General features: G+C 70.3%; 15 protein-coding genes. 9 read left to right on the top strand and 6 right to left on the bottom strand.

From position 1 onward, the window contains the following. Positions 1–201: 201 nt before the first annotated feature. The gene (locus ABFX46_RS19220) at positions 202–2,142 is read right to left on the bottom strand and encodes a Xaa-Pro dipeptidyl-peptidase (RefSeq protein ID WP_346043843.1); all 1,941 of its coding nucleotides are present in this window, start codon (positions 2,140–2,142) and stop codon (positions 202–204) included. 215 nt (positions 2,143–2,357) lie between these two features. Between ABFX46_RS19220 and ABFX46_RS19215 the strand changes: the two genes are divergently transcribed. Beyond that, a complete protein-coding gene (locus tag ABFX46_RS19215; RefSeq protein ID WP_346043841.1) occupies positions 2,358–2,582 on the top strand; it encodes a DUF4236 domain-containing protein in 225 nt (74 codons plus the stop codon). Here ABFX46_RS19215 and leuA read toward each other — a convergent pair. Then, complete coding sequence (gene leuA / locus ABFX46_RS19210) at positions 2,579–4,372, bottom strand: 2-isopropylmalate synthase (protein WP_428831275.1); 1,794 nt, start codon at positions 4,370–4,372, stop codon at positions 2,579–2,581. The two genes, ABFX46_RS19215 and leuA, sit on opposite strands and share 4 nt — an antisense overlap. Positions 4,373–4,538: 166 nt before the next feature. On the opposite strand from leuA, the gene ABFX46_RS19205 reads away from it, so the two are divergent. After that, positions 4,539–5,279: a FadR/GntR family transcriptional regulator gene (locus ABFX46_RS19205; RefSeq protein WP_346043840.1), complete on the top strand. Its 741-nt coding sequence runs from the start codon at positions 4,539–4,541 to the stop codon at positions 5,277–5,279. Positions 5,280–5,290: 11 nt separating this feature from the next. Here the strand turns inward: ABFX46_RS19205 and ABFX46_RS19200 are convergent, their stop codons facing one another. Next, positions 5,291–5,752, bottom strand: coding sequence for a hypothetical protein (locus tag ABFX46_RS19200; RefSeq protein WP_346043839.1), 462 nt, complete (start codon positions 5,750–5,752; stop codon positions 5,291–5,293). Positions 5,753–5,935: 183 nt separating this feature from the next. On the opposite strand from ABFX46_RS19200, the gene ABFX46_RS19195 reads away from it, so the two are divergent. Beyond that, positions 5,936–8,524, top strand: coding sequence for a hypothetical protein (locus ABFX46_RS19195; protein ID WP_346043837.1), 2,589 nt, complete (start codon positions 5,936–5,938; stop codon positions 8,522–8,524). Positions 8,525–8,531: 7 nt separating this feature from the next. Here the strand turns inward: ABFX46_RS19195 and ABFX46_RS19190 are convergent, their stop codons facing one another. Next, complete coding sequence (locus ABFX46_RS19190) at positions 8,532–9,185, bottom strand: hypothetical protein (protein WP_346043835.1); 654 nt, start codon at positions 9,183–9,185, stop codon at positions 8,532–8,534. 217 nt (positions 9,186–9,402) lie between these two features. On the opposite strand from ABFX46_RS19190, the gene ABFX46_RS19185 reads away from it, so the two are divergent. From ABFX46_RS19185 to ABFX46_RS19165, 5 genes are read left to right on the top strand one after another with little or no spacing between them, the layout of a single operon-like run. Continuing rightward, entirely contained in the window at positions 9,403–10,815 is a 1,413-nt protein-coding gene (locus ABFX46_RS19185; RefSeq protein ID WP_346043833.1) for a hypothetical protein, read from the top strand. After that, positions 10,812–11,270, top strand: coding sequence for a hypothetical protein (locus ABFX46_RS19180; protein WP_346043832.1), 459 nt, complete (start codon positions 10,812–10,814; stop codon positions 11,268–11,270). Before ABFX46_RS19185 ends, ABFX46_RS19180 begins: the two co-directional genes overlap by 4 nt. A 16-nt stretch (positions 11,271–11,286) precedes the next feature. Then, positions 11,287–11,958, top strand: coding sequence for a vWA domain-containing protein (locus ABFX46_RS19175; protein ID WP_346043830.1), 672 nt, complete (start codon positions 11,287–11,289; stop codon positions 11,956–11,958). Then, positions 11,948–13,147, top strand: a complete 1,200-nt coding sequence (locus ABFX46_RS19170) for a protein phosphatase 2C domain-containing protein (RefSeq protein ID WP_346043829.1) — start codon at positions 11,948–11,950, stop codon at positions 13,145–13,147. The genes ABFX46_RS19175 and ABFX46_RS19170 overlap by 11 nt, the downstream gene beginning before the upstream one ends. 4 nt (positions 13,148–13,151) lie before the next feature. Further along, the gene (locus ABFX46_RS19165) at positions 13,152–14,096 is read left to right on the top strand and encodes a hypothetical protein (protein ID WP_346043827.1); all 945 of its coding nucleotides are present in this window, start codon (positions 13,152–13,154) and stop codon (positions 14,094–14,096) included. Positions 14,097–14,099: 3 nt separating this feature from the next. Here ABFX46_RS19165 and ABFX46_RS19160 read toward each other — a convergent pair whose 3' ends face one another. Beyond that, positions 14,100–16,430, bottom strand: a complete 2,331-nt coding sequence (locus ABFX46_RS19160; protein ID WP_346043826.1) for a HelD family protein — start codon at positions 16,428–16,430, stop codon at positions 14,100–14,102. A 272-nt stretch (positions 16,431–16,702) separates the two neighbouring features. Here ABFX46_RS19160 and ABFX46_RS19155 point away from each other — a divergent pair, with 272 nt between their 5' ends. Then, the gene (locus ABFX46_RS19155) at positions 16,703–18,388 is read left to right on the top strand and encodes an alkaline phosphatase D family protein (RefSeq protein WP_346043825.1); all 1,686 of its coding nucleotides are present in this window, start codon (positions 16,703–16,705) and stop codon (positions 18,386–18,388) included. Between the two features lie 71 nt (positions 18,389–18,459). On the opposite strand, the gene ABFX46_RS19150 is transcribed toward ABFX46_RS19155, so the two are convergent. Beyond that, positions 18,460–19,551 (bottom strand): ATP-dependent DNA ligase, encoded by a 1,092-nt coding sequence (locus ABFX46_RS19150; RefSeq protein ID WP_346043823.1) that lies wholly within the window; start codon positions 19,549–19,551, stop codon positions 18,460–18,462. Positions 19,552–19,613: the final 62 nt, after the last annotated feature.

Raw genomic sequence — 19,613 nt, 5'->3', positions numbered from 1 at the left:
ACCCGGCCACCGGGAATTTCCGGTGGCGCGGCGGCGTGCCCGCCCGCACGGCCCGACCGCCTCCACCTCCTCGATCCCGGCGAGGACGTCACCCCCTGACGAGCGCCGCCGCGACGTCCTCGCGGCGCTTCGGGCGGTGTTGGAACGGCCTGGGCAGGGGGCCCGCCGCGCTGGGGATGCGCGGCGGGCCCGCCTTCTCCGTCAGCGGAGGTCGCGCTCCTGGACGGGGAGGTTCACCTCCGAGGGGCCGCGCCACGGGGCGCTGCGCTCGGGCGGGGCGACCATGGCGGCCGGGTCGTCCTCGGCGGCGACGACGGGGACGGTGATCGAGCTGCCGCGCAGGTCCACCGTCACCTGGGCGCCGGTCGGCTGCTCGTAGTTGTAGTCGGCGTCGGTGCCCGCGAGGACGAGGGCCAGGCGGTGGCCCTTCTTCAGCAGGTACTCCTGGCTGAGCGTCTCCCAGCTCACCGTGTAGTAGCGCCCCGGCTGCAAGGGCCTCGGGTGGCTGAGCGAGCGGGCGTTCTGGGCGTCCAGCCAGCCGCGGGCGACCACGTTCACCGGCGAGGTGACCGTGGCGACCTCCGTCTGCTTGTAGCAGGCGTCGTCGGCGGGGGTGCTCTCACCGTGGCAGTCCTCGGTGGCGAGGGTGCGGATGCCGGCGCCCGCGCCGAGGTAGTTCACGCGGGTGTCCTCGCCGTAGTCGACGAGCAGCGCGGTCAAGTTGGACGTGGGCTTGTCGAGCTTGATCCTCAGCCGCGCGTCGGGGGTGCCGGACAGGCGCCCGGTGCGGGGGAGGGGGCCGGAGACGAAGGCCGCCCGGAACGGCAGGGACGCCGTCGGGTCGGCGACCATCGCGCTCTCGGAGTGGCCGAAGCCGCGCGGGCCCGGGGCGTCGGTGAAGGCGGCCGTCGTGCCGCGGGCGGCGCGCTCCAGGCCGAGGGTGCCGTCCGCGCCGGGGCGCAGGACGATGTCGCGGGCGTCGCGGGCCGGCCAGTCGCGCTGGGTGATCCACTGGTCGGGGCCGATCTCGATGTCGGCGCGCGGCTCCCGCATGATGCCGTTGGGGATCTTCTGCAGCTCGTGGTCGAACCAGCGGTGCAGGGTGTCCACCCACGCGTCGCGGCGGACGTCGAACGGGTCGACGTGGCCGCGCTGCGACAGCCATACCTTGCGCTCGACGCCGCGCCGCGCGAGCGCGTTCCACCATTCGGCGAAGTGGTCGTCCTTCACGTTCAGGTCGTTCACGCCGTGGGCGGCGAAGATGCTCGCGCGGACGCGGGAGGCGCGGGCGATCGTTCCGTTCCGGTAGTCGGTGGTCTTCCAGTAGGCGTTGTAGTTGCCGGTGGCGTCGTCCTCGCCCGCGTCGAGGTCGGCGTTGACGGCCGCGCACTTCTCCGGCGGGTCGGTGTCGACGTAGGAGGCGAGCCACGGCTGCTCGTCGTCGGTGTACTTGACGCCGTTCATGCGGCTGTAGTCGTACCAACTGCTGATCGCCGAGATCGGGACGATCGTCTCCAGCCCCTCGACGCCGGTCGCGGCGACGCCGTTGGCGAGCGTCCCGTCGTAGGACTTGCCGATCATGCCGGTGCGCCCGGTCGTCCAGGTGGCCTTCACCGGCGTGCCGTCCGGCTTGTACGCCTTCGCCCGGCCGTTGAGCCAGTCGACCACGGCCTTGCCGCCGAGGACGTCGCTGGGCCCGCCGCTGACCGGGCAGCCGTCGGAGCGGGTCGTCCCGACCATGTCCACGGCGAGGAACGCGTACCCGCGCGGGACGAAGTAGTTGTCGTAGAACAGCGGGAACTTCACCGGGTTCCCGTTCGCGTCGTAGGTCTTGAGCTCGCCCTCGTTGCCGCGTCCCGCGTTGTCGTAGTAGGGGCTCTCGTCCATGATCACCGGGACCTTGAGGCCGTGCTCGGTCTCCTTGGGCCGGATGATGTCGACGTTGACGCGGTCCTTCCTGCCGTCCCGGTCGCTGTCGACGCTCGACTCGACGTAGACGTGCTCGCGTATCGCGTCCTTGTAGGAGAAGACCGGCTGGGTCACGCCGTCCTTCACCACGATCGTGGGGGACGGCTGGGCCAGCGCCGTCGCGCCGCCGCCCGCGGCGGCGAGCGCGGCGCCGGTCAGCGCGGCCACCGTCATCGTCCGCCGGGTTCGTCTCAGGGATCGCCTGGCCAACCCGCACCTCCGGGGAGCTGAGAAAATGATCTCTACGGAGGCACACGCTCCTCGCCCCGCGGCGTCCGGTAAAGGGCGGTGCACGACGAACTCGGACCGGATTTGGTCACCTCCTGCCGTTGCGTCCTCCGGCCTGTCCGAAACCATGGTCTCGGTCTGCCCGTGATGCGGGGCAGAGGATGTCCGGGGAGCGTCCGGGCATCCCCCGCCGCATGGGTTGGAGCTATCGAAAAGCCATCCGGATGGGACCGTTCCGCATCAACCTGTCCAAGAAGGGCGTCGGGCACAGCGTCGGAGCGCGCGGCGCCCGCTACACCCGCTCGGCGGACGGGCGCCGCCAGATCACCTTCCGCATCCCCGGGACCGGCCTGTCCTGGCGGCGCTCGCTCGGCCGCCGCGACTAGCGCTTCGCGCGGTTCACCGCCGACAGGACGGCCTCCACCGAGGCGGACGGCGCGGACGTGTCCAGGCCCGCGCCCCACGACGTCACCCCGTCGACGCGGCATTCGGCGTAGGCGACGGCGCGCGCACCATGCTCGTGCCGGGGAGCCCGGGGGGTCGTCCCCCCGGAATGACTCGGGCCGGAGCCGACGGAGTGCTCGGTGACCTGCAGGACGTCCACCTTGATCCCGGCGGACGACAGGGCGCCGGCGAGCGCGTCGATGGGGCCGTCGCCCGTCCCGGTGTGCTCGCGCTCGTCGCCGTCCACGCGGATGACACCGGTGAAGTCGTGCCGCGCAGGACCAGTGCTGGACGTCCGCCAGCCCGTCACGGCGACCGGGCCGGACGGCCGGAGGTACTCGGCGCGGAACAGGTCCCACAGCTCGGCCGCCGTGATCTCCTCGCCGCTGCCGTCCGTCGCCCGCTGCACCACGCGGGAGAACTCGATCTGCAGGCGGCGCGGCAGTTCGAGCCCGTAGCCGGTGCGCAGCAGGTAGGAGATCCCGCCCTTGCCGGACTGGCTGTTGACGCGGATGACCGCCTCGTAGCCGCGTCCGACGTCGGCGGGGTCGATCGGCAGGTACGGGACGTCCCACGGCAGCCGCTCCGGCGGCGTCCCCGACTCCTCCGCGCGGCGGGCGTGCAGGGCCATGCCCTTGCCGATCGCGTCCTGATGCGTCCCGGAGAACGCCGTGTAGACGAGGTCGCCGCCGTAGGGGTGCCGCTCGTGGACAGGCAGCCGGTTGCAGTGCTCGACCGTCCGGCGGATCCCGTCGATGTCGGAGAAGTCGATCATCGGGTCGACGCCCTGCGCGTGCAGGTTCAGCGCCAGCGTGACGAGGTCGACGTTGCCGGTCCGCTCGCCGTTGCCGAACAGGCACCCCTCGACCCGCTGCGCGCCCGCGAGCACCGCCAGCTCCGCGCAGGCGACGCCCGTCCCGCGGTCGTTGTGCGGGTGGACCGACAGGATCACCGCGTCCCGCCGGGCCAGGTGCCGGTGCATGTACTCGATCTGGTCGGCGTACACGTTCGGGGTCGCGATCTCCACGGTCACCGGCAGGTTCAGGATCACCGGGCGGTCGGGGGAGGCGTCCCACAGCTCCGTGACCGCGTCGCACACCTCCAGCGCGTAGTCGGGCTCGGTGACGTTGAACGTCTCGGGCGAGAACTCGAACCGCACGCCGGGCCGGGCGAGCCGCGCCACGTCGGCCGCGCCGTCCAGGACCAGCCGCTTCACACCGTCGCGGTCGGACCCGAGCACGACGTCCCGCCAGACCGGGCCCGTCGCCGTGTAGAGGTGGACGACCGCTCTCGGCAGCCCTTCGACGGACGCGAAGGTCCGCTCGATCAGCTCGCGCCGCGCCGGGGTGAACACGACGGGCGTCACGTCGTCCGGCAGGCCCGTCTCCGCCAGGTGCCGGACGAAGTCGAAGTCGGTCCGGCTGGCCGACGGGTAGCCGACCTCGATCTCCTTGAAGCCCATCGCCACGAAGAGGTCGAACATGCGGCGCTTGCGCGCGGTGTCCATGGGTTCGGCCAGCGCCTGGTTGCCGTCCCGCAGGTCGACGGGCACCCACAGCGGCGCCGCCTCGATCCGCCGGGACGGCCAGGTGCGCTCGACCTCGGGGACGGGCGACGGGACGCGGTCGTGCACCGACCGGTACCGGTGGGACGGCATCGAGCTGCCGCGCTGCGGGTTCCAGAAGGGCCCGGCCGCCGGGCCGGACGGGGTGCGCAGGGTCGGGAAGTTCATGGGGCTTGTCCTCAGCATCGCCGGACGACCGGCAGCACCGGACCCCGCGGCGGGGTGCCGGTCCGGATCAGGCCCCGCCGCGGCGACCGAGGAGAAGCACCCGCCACGACATGGCCGCCACCCAACCACACCTCAGCTCCTCAGACAAGTTGCTAGGCTCGCCGCCATGCCGCCGTCCTCCAGCCCCCACCCGCCACCGGAGAAGGGACGAGCTCCGCTCGGCGCCCTTCGGCCCACCCCTCTCGTGGAGCAGGCGGCGCAGCGCCTGCGCGACCAGATCACCAGCGGGTCCTGGCCGGTCGGGACGAAGCTCCCCGGCGAGACGACCCTGGCCCGCGACCTCGGCGTGGGCCGCTCGACCGTCCGCGAGGCGCTGCGCGTCCTGGCCGGAGCCGGCCTCGTCCGGGCCCGCCACGGCGCCGGCGTGTTCGTCATCGCGGCGGAGCCGGACGAGGACTGGCCCGCCCGGCTCCGCCGCGCCGCGGTCGCCGACGTCTACGAGATCCGCATGATGCTGGAGGTCCGCGCCGCCGAACTGGCCGCCGAGCGCCGCACCGACGCCGACCTCGCCGCGCTCGACGCGGCCCTCGCCGCCCGCGACGACGCCTTCGCCGGCCCGGCCGTCGAGGCGTTCATCGACGCCGACATCGCCCTGCACACGGCCGTCGTCGCCGCCGCGCACAACCCCGTCCTCGCCGACCTGTTCGGCGAGTTCGTCCCCGTCCTGCGCGACGGCCTGCTCGACCTCGCGACCCTGGTGGACGTCCGCGCGTCCGACACCGCCCACGGCCGCGCCGCCCACGCCGCCCTCATCGACGCCGTCCGCACCGGCGACCCCGCCGCCGCCGGCGCCATCATCAAAACCGAACTAACCCAGACCCTCACCGCCCTACAACACGCCAAGTGAACCCACCGCCGTCACTTCGGGTCGTGGCGAGTGGCACGGCGAAGCGCACTACCCGCGTGGCGCGGCCGTGCGGGCGGCTGTGCGGGCGCGCGCAGGGCACGAACCAGCTTGGCCAGCTCCGCGGGGTCGGCCCCCACGGCGAGCCCGGTCACCACGGCCTCGTGCCTCGACTGCGCGTCGAGCAGATCGGCGGCCTCTGACGGCGTGATCGGACGTGCCGCAGCCGCCTGGGCGGGTAGAGCCGCAGCCGCGTCCCGGGCAGCGCCCCGCTCGGTCTCCCGGATGGCGCGTCTGTGCCCGAGGATCAGTTCGGACACCGCAAGAACGACCGCGAGCAGCACCAGCGCCGACGCAGCCCACCAGAGCGCATCGGGACCCCCGGTGGCGGCGAGACCGGAGAGCGAGCCGGCGCCGCCCATCAGCAGTGTGGGAAAGGACTTCTGAACGGGCGATGCAGAACGATTGATCCTCACCCTTCGAGTAGGCGCCATGGCTGCAACCGGCTACAAGACGGGCGGTCATGTCCGAAAGACCTGGTCATTGCCGGATATGGCCAATCGATGCGGAGCGTGTTTTCGGATGTCGACGCGTCTCGCCCGCCATAATTCCGGAGGAAACCAGGGGTTCCGGAAGGTTCCGGACAGCTAGGAGGAACGATGGTCCACTCTCCGGAACCGGCGGCCGATGTCTTCATCGAGCTTCTCCGCCGGTTGCGTGAGGAGGCGGGCCGACCAGGGTGGACCGCCCTGTCCAAGGCCAGTGACAAGGAACTTCCCACCAGCTCCATCTGGGACGTCCTTTCCGGAAAACGCCGGAAAGTTCCGAGGTGGGGTTTCGTGTTCCCTTTCCTCGTCGCCTGCCGCAAGATCGCCGCAGAGACGGGACTGGACCCGGAGTCGCTGGGAAACCGCGAACTCTGGCTGGACCTGCACCGGCGGGCCATGCGCGGGGGGCTCGTGGCGGCCGGTCTGGATCTGCCCGACTATCTGCGCGGCGCGTTCCCGGATGAGCTCGCGGACGTTCCCCATGAGTCGTTGAGACTCGGTCGTCGGACTGGAGACCTTTGGCAGGTCGAGAGCCATCCTGGGTACGCCTACAAGGATTACGGGGGGAGATCGCCCGATGCGGGGGCGCTGAGCGAACTGCTCGCCTTCCCTGGACGGCTGTCCGCCCGGTCGCGGGACATCGTGGCGGCGGCGACGGCGTGGCCGTCCGCACGAGTCTTCCGCGGCGGATCGGTATCCGGCGTGCTGATACCGGTGCCGCCTGAGGAGTTCTTTGTGGTCGGTGAGGGACGTCTCTCGCCTCAGGACATGTCATATCTGGTCAAAAAGCCCATACCGGCGTGGTCCCGGATCGGATTACGGCTGCCCGGCACTCTGGAGCGCATCGAACTGCTGAAAGAGTTCGCGCGACTGCTCGACCTGCTGCATGAGGGCGGCGTCCAGGTGGGTGACATCCACGAAGGGAGGGTGCTGTGGACACTCGGCTCCGTTCCGCGTGTCCTGCTGCTGGACTGCGATGCGTTCCGGACCCCGAGCGGCGCGAGCGTCCTGCCCAGGACGGCCACTCCCGGCTGGGAAGCGCCAGAGGGTGAGGACGCCGATCGTTACCAACTGGCGGTCCTCATCGGCCGTGTGCTCGCGCTGGACCCCAGGCTTCGTCCCGGTGAAGGGCTGGTCCTCCCGGACAACACGCCGGACGGGATCGCCGAGCGAGTGGCCGAGTGCTTTGAGGCCGCCGCAACCGCTCACGAGCGAGACCGTCCGGATGCTGGCCGGTGGGAAGAGGCACTGAGCTTTTCCGCCCCGGCCTCGATCTGGGGGCCGATGCCGGAATCGTCGTCCGAGCGGGGACAACGTCTGCCGCCCGCGCCACGAGACCCCGATCCCCGGGACGTCATGCCCTTCTATTTGGTCTGCGACGAATCGGCGGGCATGGCCGAATCCGCCGGACGCTTTCTCGGCGATGCGGTGGCCCGCATCAGGGAGGCGGCCGCGGGCGATCCGGTCGCGGCTCAGCGGGTGAGGTTCGGTGTGGTGGCTTTCAATAAGGAGACCAGCGTCCTGATGGAACTCGGCCCCCTGGAAACGGCCGGCGGTGGGGCGCCGAGGTTGCGCGGATTCGGCGACGTGCGACTCGGTGATGCGTTCGCGGTGCTCCGTGATGTCATCTCACAGGACATGCGTTCCCTGCGGGATGACGGCCTCCTTCCGTACAGACCGACCATCTTCCTGCTGATGGCGGCCGAGCCCCGGGACGCCGACTGGCCCGAGGCGTACTACCGGTTGACCGACCCATCGTTCGTGGCGAGACCGGCCATCGTGAGCATCGGGTTGAGCAGTGTCTCCCGGTATGTCGTCGAGACGACCGGGTCGGCGGCGGCGTTCCTGACGGCGGACACCCGGGGAGACAAGCGGGCACTGCAGGGGATGGGGGACTTCCTGGCACGGTCGATGCTCGAATCGGCACGGCATCTCGGCTCCTCCACCCGCCCGGGCGGCTCGCTGCTCGTCCCCGACCGATGGCCTGGCCTGATCGATCTGACCGCCCCAAGAATATCCGGGTACACGGCGGTGCCTTTGGACCGCGCCTTCCCGCGCAGGACGTCCGGGCCGGGCCGGGTGCTGCCGCTGTACCTCCTCTGTGAGGAATCCGGCGCGATGGCGGGCGAGCCGATGGCGGCTCTGAACGAGGCTCTGCCGAAGCTGGTGAACGAGATCCGGTCCGCCCCAGCCCTCGCGGCCGCCGTGCGATTCAGCCTTGTCGGTTTCAACGACTCCCCCACCCCCTTGCTAGGGTCGGTCGATCTCTTGGTACTACGGCGCATCCCGGGCTTCGAGGCGTACGGCGGCACGAGGTTCGGGCCGGTGTTCGAGTTCCTGACAGAACGGATAGCCAAGGACGTCGAGGACTTTCGTGCTGCAGGCAACGATGTTCACCGGCCCGCCGTGATCTTCGTGGCGGGCAACGAGCCGCGGGACGATTGGACGGACGCATACGAACGGCTGGCCGGACCCCAGACCGCCTACCGTCCGAACATCCTGGCCATCGGCTTCGGGGCCGTGCGGACCGAGACTCTGAGCCGCGTGGCGACCATCGGAGCGTTCGAGTGGGGGAGGCTGGACCCGGCGATGTCCGTAAGAGAGTTCGCGTCCTCTTTCGTCCGATCGGTCGTCGCCCATCGGACGGTGCCGCCGGATGACGCGCCCGATTCCAGCGCGCTGCGCGCCGACCTGATCTGACCGTGTGTCAGAAACCGCGATGGCCGATGACTCGCGCCTGGCGGCAGATGAGATTCCATTGAGCCGGTCCGCCCGGGTCCCGAGTCGGGGCGCTTTTGGTGCCGGTCGCCATCGTGATGCTCTCCGCTCCCGCCAGGTACAGGGCGAAGAAGTTCAGCGTCCGCTCGTCGCCCTCATAATGCCAACCGTGGCTTTCCACGTGCCGCCCGCCCGTGAAAGGGCCCTGGAGCAAGGTCTGGGCGCGAGGCGGCAAGTTGCCGAGCATGCCGCGTACTTCTTCCGGCAGGCCGATGTCGACCTCGTGCATGTTCTCGCCGGATCGAAGGCCGGCTTCCGAGGTTTGGGCGGGGTCGATTCGATACGTCCGCGACGATGCGGGATCGAGCAGGTAGCCGGAGATCAGGTGCACGGGGCGTTCGCCGTCGAAGGATGGGGTGGCGAAGCAGAGTTCTCTCGACCCGAACACGGTTGCGGACGGACGTCCCACCGCCGGGTCGTCGGCCGCCCACCAGCAGATCACTTCGCCGGCGTGCTGATGGAGCCGGTCCCGCACGCGCGGGTCCAGTGCCCGCCAGCATTCGTCCCGCAGCCTGGCACCCCACGCGAAGGTGACCGGGCCGGCCTCGTGCCGTGTCGGGATCTCGTCCCCGGAATGCCGCATCGACCGCTCCCCCGTCCGAATTCCTCGCCCTAGCAGTTCCGCGTGCGATGGGCAGCCGTGGACACCGAAACGGGCCGAATGCGGCCATTGTGGCGTATGACGCGGAAGAAAGCGGATAGATCGACAAGAATCCGCATGTTCGAATCGCGCCGGATGCCTACGCGTCCTGGCGCCTAGCCGACAAGAACCGGAACGGGGCGTTTCCTTGACGGTGACCATGGGCCGGGCAACCGGCTCGCCGGACCGGCTCGAGCGCGATGACGCGGTTGAACGTCTGAGGCTGCTGGCGGCGGAGGAACGTCTCAGAGGACGCTCGTCCCAACTGCTCCGGCTCGCCGACGATCTGGAAGCCGAGACGGATCTCGACCGGTGGGCCGCCATCGACCTGTACGCGGCGTTCCTGCGGGAGGACACGGTCGAAGAGCGTCGACAGGCCACCACGCGGCGCTGGGGCGGGAGCGTCCTCGATCTGCTGCCCGCCGTGCTGATCTTCGTGCCGATCACGCTGACCTGGTTCGGCCTTTATAAGGCGACGAGCGCCTACCGGCACAGCCGAGGCGACAAGGCCCTGGCCGGCAAGTCGTTCCTCGAACAATGGCAGAGCGGTTTCGACGGGCGGCTCAGTGGCGCGTTCTACTTCGACCGCATCGCACAGTGGACGCTGCTGGCGATCTGCGTCCTGATCGCCGTCTCGCTGGCCCAGGCTCTGATCCGGCGGCGTTCCGATCGTGCCGACGCGCTGGAGCGGGCACGCCTCAACCGGGACTTGGCCGGTGCGCTCACCGCCGCTGACTTCCACCTCAGCCGGTTCCGGACGGACGACGCGTCCCGCGTCGACCATGCGGCGCAGCGCCTCGAAGACGCGGCCACCGAGGCGCGCATGGCGGGCGCGGTGGCGAACGACCTCCAGCGCGCGGCGCAGGACGTCATGCGGCAGACTCGCGACGGGATGCAGCGCGTCGAGCAGCTCGCCGAGACGCTGTTGAAGGCCGACGACGCCATGCGCGCGGCCGCCGAACGCGTCGGGAAGGCCACCGATGACGTCGGCCGCCGGCTCACGGAACTGTCGTCCGCCACCACGTCCGTCGCCGATGCGGCCGCCGACCTGACCCGGTCGTCGACCGCCGATGCGGAGCAGCTGCGCAAGGCGGTCGCCCAGGCGGCCACCGAACTGCGCTCCGCGGCGGACGCGGACCGCGACCGGCTCGGCGACCGGATCAGTACGGCCCTCGACGCGAGCGGCGCCGCCATCCGCGCCGCCCTGGACGACTGGCGGACCGAGGGTGCCATGTACTCGCACCGCCACGAGACCACCGCCGATCACCTCGGGCTGATCATCGACTCGTTCCAGAAGCTGATGGAGGAGACGGACAAGGCCCTCAGGGAGCTGCCGTCCGTCGTCACCCAGTTCGAGGGACATTCGCAACGGTCGGTCCAACAACTCGAACGCGGCATGACCACGGCCATCACGAGCATGCGGGCGGAACTGGACCGGCTGCTCGCCGGGCTGCCGCTCGCCGACGACCGCACCAGAGAGGTCACCACCGAGTTCGCCCGGCTCCGCCAAGCCGTGGACGGGCTGCGCGATCAACTCGCCCGGGTCGGTGGCCGGAGGCGGTGGTTCCGATGAACCTGCGGTTGTCGGTGACCGCGATCGCCGGATGGCTGTTCGCCGACCTCCTCCTCGCGTTCGCCATCGTCGTCCTCGGTACTCAGGAACCGCCGCCGCTTCCCGTCGCCGACCCCAGCCCCAGCCCGACGCCCCGGCAGGCGTTGGAACGTCGCTTCGTCAAGGTCACCCTCGCCATCGACCCCGACGACGCCAGGAAGGGCCGCCGGAGCGCCGTCGAGGCACTGCGCCGCGCGATCCACGCGAATCCAGGCCTGCGCGGACGCAAGGCGGGCATCGTGCTGACCTTCGGCGCGCAGAACAACGGCGGAGAGGCCTTCGCCCACGACGTCAACAAGCTGCTCGCACGAGCCGACCGCCCTCTGTTCGCCGACGTCGCCACGCGCGACTTCCAACTCCTTGGAGCCTCCGGCGGCGAAGTGATGCTCAACATCTACCTCTTCTACAAGACCTGACCCAGGGAGCCCACACGTGAGCGAACAAGTCCTGCCCTTCTATCTGGTCTGTGACGAATCATCATCCATGGCTGGAGAACCGATCAATGCGATCAACCAGTCACTCCCAGAACTTCATCAGGAAATCGGTAGTAATCCAGTTGTCGCGGATAAGACTCGCTTCTGCCTGATCAGCTTCAACCACGAGGCTCAGGTGCTGCTTCCGCTGTCAGATCTGAGCAATGTCACCTCAATGCCTGCAGTTACGCCGAGCGGTGGGACCGATTACGGTACGGTTTTCGACCTTCTCCGAAAAACTATCGATCAAGATGTCGCTCGTCTCAAAACAGAAGGACACCAGGTTCTACGGCCGGCGGTCTTCTTTCTCACCGACGGCCAGCCCAATGACACCACCGAATGGCCGGCTGCGCACCAGCGGATCACGGATCCGTCGTGGGGCCCGCGTCCGAACATCCTGGCCTTCGGGTTCGGCGCTCGCGACGAAAAGACTCTCGCCCAGGTGGCGACCATCCGCGCCTTCGCATCCGACGGGAGCCTCGGTCCGGCCCATGCCCTTCGGGAGTTTGCCCAGTCGCTGATCCGTTCTATCGTCCGCTCCGGTACTACCGCGAACGCAGACGGAAGCATGAGTCTGGCTTTGCCGGACGAAGTTCCCGGCTTCACCACGATTCCCGCAGATGTCATCTGAGCGCGGTCCGATGCCTGATGATGCGCGCAGCGCCGACCAGTGGCGTCTGCACGGGGAAGAAGAGGCGGCCCTAACGGCTGAAGCATCGCAGACCACTCAGCCGGACCTGCCGGTCGTCCAGCATGGGCAGACTGCGCTGCCACCGCCGATCCCGCCGCCGTCCATGTTGGGACCTCAGCCGTGTCCGCAACAGAACGCATTTTCCGCCCAGCCCGCGCAGGCTTCGGCAGCCGACCAGCGGGACCTGGTCGCCGACCAAGGCACATTGGCGACACCCCAGGTCTCGTCCTCTGGGCAGTCGTCGCGGGATCCGGTGGCGCCGACGGCAGAGGTGGTGTTCACTCATGCTCCTGTGTTCGGGCGACCGCACTCGAAGATCGGGGAAGCCAGGAACCTCCCGAGTCTTCCCAATGCGATCCCGGACACGGTGTTGGATGGGGCGGACTTCGAGCGGCTGACCGTCCGAGCCGCGTCACTTCGTGGCGACGAGCATCGGTATTACGGCGAGCCCAGACAGGACTCGGTGGCGCTCTGGCAACTGGTTCTTCGGGAGACGGATGTGATCCTGGCCTGCGTCGCGGATGGCGTCGGAAGCGAGCCGAACTCGCACGAAGGATCGGCGCAGGCATGCCAGCTCCTCCGGGAAGAGTTGGAGAAAGTCGAAAGTCTCCCGTCGTGGGACGATCGGCAACGCTTTGCTCGCAACATAACTGAACGTGTTGCCGGCAGAATGTCGAGTTACGCGGAGGGGCGAGGGCTCTTTCCCAGGACCCTGTCCACCACTCTTGTCGCGGCGGCCGTCGAATCCACCCCGACAGACGGACGGCACCCGGCCACGATCCTGCGTGTGGGCGATAGTACTGCGTTCGTGCTGCGGAATGGTGTTTTCCAGGAGTGTTTCCCGAACGCCCATAAGAGCGAAGATGTTCAAGAGTCCGGCACCTTCGCGCTGCCAGGGAGACCCGGGATGGTGGAGGTCGACACGGTGATGCTCGGAATAGATGACGTGCTCGTCCTGTGCACCGATGGGCTCTCGAATCCGATGCACAACGACGAGGTGAGGGAGCAGCTCGTCAAATGGTGGAGCACTGGTCCGGTGCCGGGGATTCTGGAGTTCGGATGGCAGCTGGGATTCCGGGCGAAGTCATACGGCGACGACCGTTCGGCAGTTTGCGTATGGGGACGGTAGCGCGATGACCTGGCCTGATGGCGATGACGTTCTACTGCGCGACCTTCAGTTGGGCGGTGAACTCGGTACCGGCGGGCAGGGAAAAGTGCACGACCTGCTCGGTGCGTGGCGCGGATACGTCTACAAGGAGTACATCGCGTCCGGGGTGAACGGGCCCGCGCTGAAGCGGCTGGTGGAGCTGCCGGGCGAGATGGCCCAAGCCGACCGGGACGGTCTGCTGCACCAGGCCGCCTGGCCGCTGGCGCGGGTACTGGACGGCGGTGCGGTCAAGGGCTTCGTCATGAGGAAGGTTCCGCAGGAGTTCTACGGTCGAACCGCGTCCAAGCCGAGGCTCCGCGAGGTGCAGTACCTGCTGTATCAGCCGAAGGCGATGTGGGGTGACATCACGCCCCCGGACGCCGACGGCCGGCTGAAGATCGCTCGCAACATCGTGGCGCTCTTCCGGCTGCTGCACGTCAGGCGGCTGGTCGTCGGTGACGTGTCCATGAACAACCTCTTGTGGTCGCCATCCGGGGGCGTCTTTCTGCTCGACTGTGACGGGATTCGCGAGACGGGGGCGAAGCCCGTCCTGCAGCAGCCGTTCACCCCGGACTGGGACGACCCGCAGCAGCCGGCCACCGGGCCCGATCTGGACACCGACCGGTACAAGCTTGCCCTGCTGGTGACGCGCATCCTGACGAGGACGTCCGCGTTGCGTCCGGGCGATCGAGTCGACTGCGTGCCGGGCGTGCCGGGGCAGATCGCAGCCGAGGTGGCGGTGCGGTTCGCGGACGCGGCCGGGCCGCGGGGCGTGCGGCCGGATGCGGCGTACTGGGCGAGGGCGCTGGACGAGCGAGGTGTCATCGAGCTGGGGCCGCTGCCGCCGGTCCGGAAGCCGCCGAGCCTTCCGCAGGCCCCACTGGACGGCCGACGGGGGCAGCGGCCGATGATCCAGCTGCCCCCGACGTAGCCGTCAGGCCAGGCCCAGGGACGCTAGGAGGGGTGGGAGGTCGTTGTCGTGGACGAGGGTCAGGCGGCGGGTGGGGCGGGTCATGGCGACGTAGAGGTCCTGGCCGCCCTTGGGGGATTCGGCGAGGATGCCGGAGGGGTCGACGACGATGACCGCGTCGAACTCCAGGCCCTTCGCCTCCTCGGTGGTGAGGACGACGACCGGGGAGTCGAGCGCCTCGGGGGTCGCGCCGGCGGCGGCGTCCGGGAGGGCGTCCAGGACGGCGGCGTGGCGGGCTCCGGAGGCGATGACGGCGAGGCGGCCCTCGGCGGAGGCGTCGTCGGTGACGAGGGCGAGTTCGGACCGCACGAGCGCTGGGAGGCCGGTGACCGGCAGGGCCACCGCGGTGGGCGGCGGGCCGTCGTCGCGGACGGGCTCGGGCGGCGTCTGGCCGGGGTCCACGGCCGCGAGGACGCCGGCGGCGACCCGCATGATGGCGGCCGGGGTGCGGTAGTTGACCATGAGGCGCTGCTCCCGCCAGCGGCCCGGGACGTAGCGGTCGAGCATCTGGCCCCAGGTCGCGGCGCCGGCGGCGTTGCCGGTCTGCGCGATGTCGCCGACGACGGTCATGGAGCGGGTGGGGACGCGGCGCATCACCGTCCGCCAGGCCATCTCGGAGAGTTCCTGCGCCTCGTCCACGATCACGTGGCCGTACACCCATTCGCGGTCGGCGAGGGCGCGCTGCGCGGTGGTGAGGGGCGGGCCGTCGTCGTGGTGGCGTTCGGCCAGCTCGCCCGCGGAGATCACGTCGCGGGCCGAGAGCAGGTTCGTGGTGCCGGCGGTCTCGATGACCTCGCGGGCGTAGCGCTCCTCCTCGGCGCGGGCCGCGTCGGCGGCGCGCCGGCGGGCCCGGTCGGCGGAGTCGTCCTCGCCCAGGTGCTCGGCGGCCTCGTCGAGGAGCGGGACGTCGGAGACGGTCCAGGGTGAGCCGGCCGGACGGTGCAGGGGCGCGCAGTCGAGGCCGACCTGGTCGCCGAGGCGGGCGAGGGTGTCGGGGGAGGCGTAGAGGTCGGTCAGGAGCTGCTGCGGTGTCAGCTCGGGCCAGAGTTCGTTGAGCGCCTTGTGGACGGACGCGTCCTGCCAGAGGGCCTCCTTGGCCAGGCGGAGGTCGGTCTCGTCCAGGAGGGGTTCGTCCTCGGCCTCGTCGATGAGTTCCTGGAGCCAGTCGGGGAGCCCGCCGGATTTCGCCATCTCCTCCAGGGGCTCGTCCATGATGCGGTCGTACTGCTCGGCGCGGTCGACGGCGAGGGCTTCGAGCATGTCGTGGACGAAGCGGCGCCGCTGGACGTTGTGGGGGACGCGCACAGCGCGGGCACGATCACGGATCTGCGTGCACTTCTCGACGTCCAGGGTGAGGATGAGGCCTTCCACGTCGACATGGAGGCCGCCCGCGGGTACCCGCTGCCGGTCGTGAACGGCCGCCTGCACAAGGTCGGCCATGCGGAGGTCGCCCTTGACGACGGCGACCTCGGGCACCTCCCGCGCGGTCGCCTTGAGACCGGGGTAGAGCTCGCCGACCGTCGCCAGGGCGACGTCGGTCTCGCCCAGGCCGGGAAGGACCTGTTCGATGTAGCGGAGGAACGTGGCGTTCGGGCCGACGACGAGCACTCCCCGCCGTTCGAGGACGTCCCGGTGGGTGTAGAGCAGGTACGCGGCGCGGTGCAGGGCGGCGACCGTCTTGCCGGTGCCGGGCCCGCCCTGGACGACGAGCACGCCGTGCAGGCCGGAGCGGATGACCTGGTCCTGCTCCTCCTGGATGGTCGCGACGACGTCGCTCATCCGGCCCGTGCGGCCGCGGCGCAGGGTGGCGAGCAGGGCGGCCTCGCCGACGATGCCGCGCCGCTCCGCCTCGTCCAGGCCCTCCAGGTCGAAGACCTCGTCGTCCAGCCGGACGACCTCGCGGTGCCGCAGGTGCAGGTGGCGGCGGCGCGCGAGGGTGCCGGGCGCACCGGGCGTGGCGGTGTAGAACGGCCGGGCCGCGGCGGCGCGCCAGTCGATGAGGATGGGCTCGTGGTCCTCGTCGCGCAGGCCGATGCGGCCGATGTAGAACGTGTCGCCGGGCCCGCCGGCGCCGCCGCGGTGGTCGATCCGGCCGAAGCAGAGGGCGTGCTCGACACCGCCGAGCCGGGCGAGCCGGCGGGCCGCCTCGTCGGTCGCGACGGCGCGCTCCACCCGCGCCTGGAACGCCGCGCCGCCGCCCGCCGCCGGGCCTTCGCGCAGCGCCGCCTCGGCCTTCGCCCGCTCGACGTCGAGCCGGGCGTACACGCGGGACACGTACGCCTGCTCGGTGCGCATCGGCGCGGAATCATCGCGGCTGGGGTTGACAGCGTCCGCTTGACGGAGTCCCATGCTTCGGCTACACTCCTATTCATAGGGTGAGGTTTTCTGTGTGCACTTCTAAGTTGCTCAGCCTAGCATCGTTCGCGCCGCCCTGCATGATCTTCTAGCGCCGCCCAAAAGATCGTCTCTGTTGCGGCGCACGTCATCCGCGCGGTGCCCATCGGTCACCGATCTTCGTGAGGCTGTCCGGCGATCAATGCCGGAACCCTCCGAAAGGTCGCTCCCTCATGGCCGACTCCGCCCGCCCGCTCAACCGGCGCACGTTCCTCGTCACGAGCGGTCTCGCCACCGCCACCGTCCTGCCCGGTACCGCCCACGCCGCGGCCCAGGCCGCTCCGGGCCGGAGGTCCCGCGACCTGCCCGCCGACCCCTTCACCCTCGGCGTCGCGTCCGGCGACCCCGATCCGGACGGGTTCGTCCTCTGGACGCGGCTGGCCCTGGACCCGCTCGCCGAGGACGGTCTCGGCGGCATGCCGGACCGCACCGTCCCCGTCCGCTGGGAGGTCGCGTCCGACGAGCGCTTCCGCACGATCGTGCGGCGCGGCACCGCCGCCGCCCGCCCCCGGTCCGCCCACTCCGTCCACGTCGAGCTGAACGGGCTGCGCCCCGGCCGCGAGTACTGGTACCGGTTCCGCGCCGGCGCGCACGTCTCCCCGGCCGGGCGGACCCGCACCGCCCCGCACCCGGCCACCTACGGCCCCGCCCTCGCGATGGCGTTCGTCAGCTGCAGCCAGTTCGAGCACGGCTACTTCACGGCGTACCGGCGGCTCGCCGAGGAGAACCCCGACCTCGTCCTGCACCTGGGCGACTACCAGTACGAGTACAAGAAGGGCGTCTACACCATCCCGGGCGGCAACGTCCGCGACCACGAGGGCCCGGAGACGGTCACGCTGGCGAACTACCGGCTGCGGCACGCCCAGTACAAGTCCGACCGCGACCTCCAGGCCGCGCACGAGGCCGCGCCGTGGCTCGTCGTGTTCGACGACCACGAGGTGGAGAACAACTGGGCCGACGACATCCCCGAGGCCAACTCGGATACCCCGTCCTACGAGGCGTTCCGCGCCCGCCGCGCCGCCGCGTTCCAGGCGTACTACGAGAACATGCCGCTGCGCCGGCGCTCCGTCCCCAAGGGGCCGGACATCCAGATCTACCGGCGCGTCCAGTGGGGCCGACTCGCCAACTTCCACATGCTCGACACCCGCCAGTTCCGCGATGACCAGGGCTGCGGGGACGGCTACAAGGACTGCCCCGAGGCCGTCGACCCGAAGCGCTCCATCACCGGCAACGCGCAGGAGGCATGGCTGCTGGACGGCTTCCGCCGCTCCCGCGCGCGCTGGGACGTCCTCGGCCAGCAGGTGTTCTTCGCCCAGCGCGACAACACCGACGGGCCCGTCAAGAAGACCTCGATGGACGCGTGGGACGGCTACGTCGCCTCCCGCGAGCGCATCACCAACGGCTGGCTGGACGCCAAGGTCCGCAACCCGGTCGTGCTCACCGGCGACGTCCACGCCCACTGGGCGAGCGACCTGAAGGCCGACTACGACGACCCCGGCTCAAGGACGGTCGGGGCCGAGTTGGTGTGCACGTCCATCACCAGCACCGGCGACGGCGCGGACTCCAACCCGGCCGACCACCCCTTCCTCAAGATCAACCCGCACCTGCGCTTCTACAACAACCAGCGGGGCTACGTGCTGACGAGGATCGGCAAGGACGAGATGAAGGCCGACTTCAAGACGCTGCCGACCGTCCGGACGCCGGGCGCGCAGATCTCCACCAAGGCCACCTTCGTCATCGAGGACCGCGTCCCCGGCGTCAACCAGACCTACCTGCGCCCGTACGCGCGGGCGAAGGCGTCGGCGCAGCCGGAGCACGACCTGATCCAGCAGACCATCGACAACGAGACCCAGCCCTGACCGAGGCCCGGCCCTGATCAGACGCGGCCCGAAGCCGGGCGCGGCGCGCCGCCGCGCCCGGCCCGGGCGCCTCAGCGGTCGACCCGCGCCTTCGTCGCCCCGCCGCTGAAGATGTCGCTCAGGTCGTAGGCGACCGGCACCTCCAGCTGCTCGTAGGTGCAGGATTCCGGCGTCCGGTCGGGGCGCCAGTTGCGGAAGCGGGCGGTGTGCCGGAAGCGGGCGCCCTCCATCGCCTCGTAGGCCACCTCCACGACCAGGTCGGGACGCAGCGGCACCCAGCTGAGGTCCTTCTTGCCCGTCCAGCGGGACACCGCGCCCGGCATCCGGTCGACGGTCGCCTCGGTCTGGCTCGCCCACTCGGCCCACGGATGCTCGGAGAGGTCGTCCAGCCGGTACGGCTTCAGCTCCTCCACCAGCTCGGCGCGGCGCTCCATCGTGAACGAGGCCGCGACCCCGACGTGCTGCAGCTTGCCCTCGGAGTTGTAGAGCCCGAGCAGCAGCGACCCGACGATGGGGCCCGACTTGTGCCAGCGGAAGCCCGCCACCACGCAGTCGGCGGTGCGCTCGTGCTTGACCTTGAACAGGACGCGCTTGTCGGGCTCGTACACGGTGTCGCGCGGCTTGGCGATGACGCCGTCCAGCCCGGCGCCCTCGAACTCGTCGAACCAGCGCAGCGCCAGCTCGTAGGAGTCGGACGCCGGCGTCACGTGGATCGGCGCCTCCACCCCCGCGAGGGTGTCGACGAGCCGCCGCCGCCGCTCGCCGAGCGGGACCTCCAGCAGCGACTCGCCGCCGAGCGCCAGCAGGTCGAAGGCGATGAAGGACGCGGGCGTCTCCTCCGAGAGCAGCTTGATCCGCGACGCGGCCGGGTGGATGCGCTGCTGGAGGCCGTCGAAGTCGAGCCGCGTGCCCTTCGGCAGCACGATCTCGCCGTCGATCACGCACCGCTCCGGCAGCTCGCGGCGCACCGCCTCGACCACCTCGGGGAAGTAGCGGGTGAGCGGCTTCTTGCCGCGGCTGGACAGCTCGACCTCGTCGCCGTCGCGGAACACGATGCAGCGGAAGCCGTCCCACTTCGGCTCGTACAGCAGGTCGCCCTTGGGCATGGTCTTGACCGCCTTGGCCAGCATCGGCGGCAGCGGCGGGCTGATCGGCAGGTCCATTCCGCCATCTTGCTCCCCGGCACCGACAGAACACCATCCCGGGGTCCGATAACGTGCAGGTC

The organism is Actinomadura chokoriensis (genome assembly GCF_039529475.1).
Classification (GTDB): Bacteria; Actinomycetota; Actinomycetes; order Streptosporangiales; family Streptosporangiaceae; genus Spirillospora; species Spirillospora bangladeshensis.
Note: the sequence above shows the minus strand (reverse complement) of the source record. Positions and strands in the feature narration are given on the sequence as shown.

Bases quoted from the DNA above. Each gene is read 5' to 3' on its own strand.
- ABFX46_RS19195 (WP_346043837.1), top strand. From the start codon at position 5,936: ATGGTCCACTCTCCGGAACCGGCGGCCGATGTCTTCATCGAGCTTCTC.
- ABFX46_RS19185 (WP_346043833.1), top strand. From the start codon at position 9,403: ATGGGCCGGGCAACCGGCTCGCCGGACCGGCTCGAGCGCGATGACGCG.
- ABFX46_RS19170 (WP_346043829.1), top strand. From the start codon at position 11,948: ATGTCATCTGAGCGCGGTCCGATGCCTGATGATGCGCGCAGCGCCGAC.
- leuA (WP_428831275.1), bottom strand. From the start codon at position 4,372: ATGAACTTCCCGACCCTGCGCACCCCGTCCGGCCCGGCGGCCGGGCCC.
- ABFX46_RS19150 (WP_346043823.1), bottom strand. From the start codon at position 19,551: ATGGACCTGCCGATCAGCCCGCCGCTGCCGCCGATGCTGGCCAAGGCG.
- ABFX46_RS19165 (WP_346043827.1), top strand. From the start codon at position 13,152: ATGACCTGGCCTGATGGCGATGACGTTCTACTGCGCGACCTTCAGTTG.
- ABFX46_RS19220 (WP_346043843.1), bottom strand. From the start codon at position 2,142: ATGACGGTGGCCGCGCTGACCGGCGCCGCGCTCGCCGCCGCGGGCGGC.
- ABFX46_RS19180 (WP_346043832.1), top strand. From the start codon at position 10,812: ATGAACCTGCGGTTGTCGGTGACCGCGATCGCCGGATGGCTGTTCGCC.
- ABFX46_RS19190 (WP_346043835.1), bottom strand. From the start codon at position 9,185: ATGCGGCATTCCGGGGACGAGATCCCGACACGGCACGAGGCCGGCCCG.
- ABFX46_RS19215 (WP_346043841.1), top strand. From the start codon at position 2,358: ATGTCCGGGGAGCGTCCGGGCATCCCCCGCCGCATGGGTTGGAGCTAT.
- ABFX46_RS19160 (WP_346043826.1), bottom strand. From the start codon at position 16,430: ATGCGCACCGAGCAGGCGTACGTGTCCCGCGTGTACGCCCGGCTCGAC.
- ABFX46_RS19155 (WP_346043825.1), top strand. From the start codon at position 16,703: ATGGCCGACTCCGCCCGCCCGCTCAACCGGCGCACGTTCCTCGTCACG.
- ABFX46_RS19205 (WP_346043840.1), top strand. From the start codon at position 4,539: ATGCCGCCGTCCTCCAGCCCCCACCCGCCACCGGAGAAGGGACGAGCT.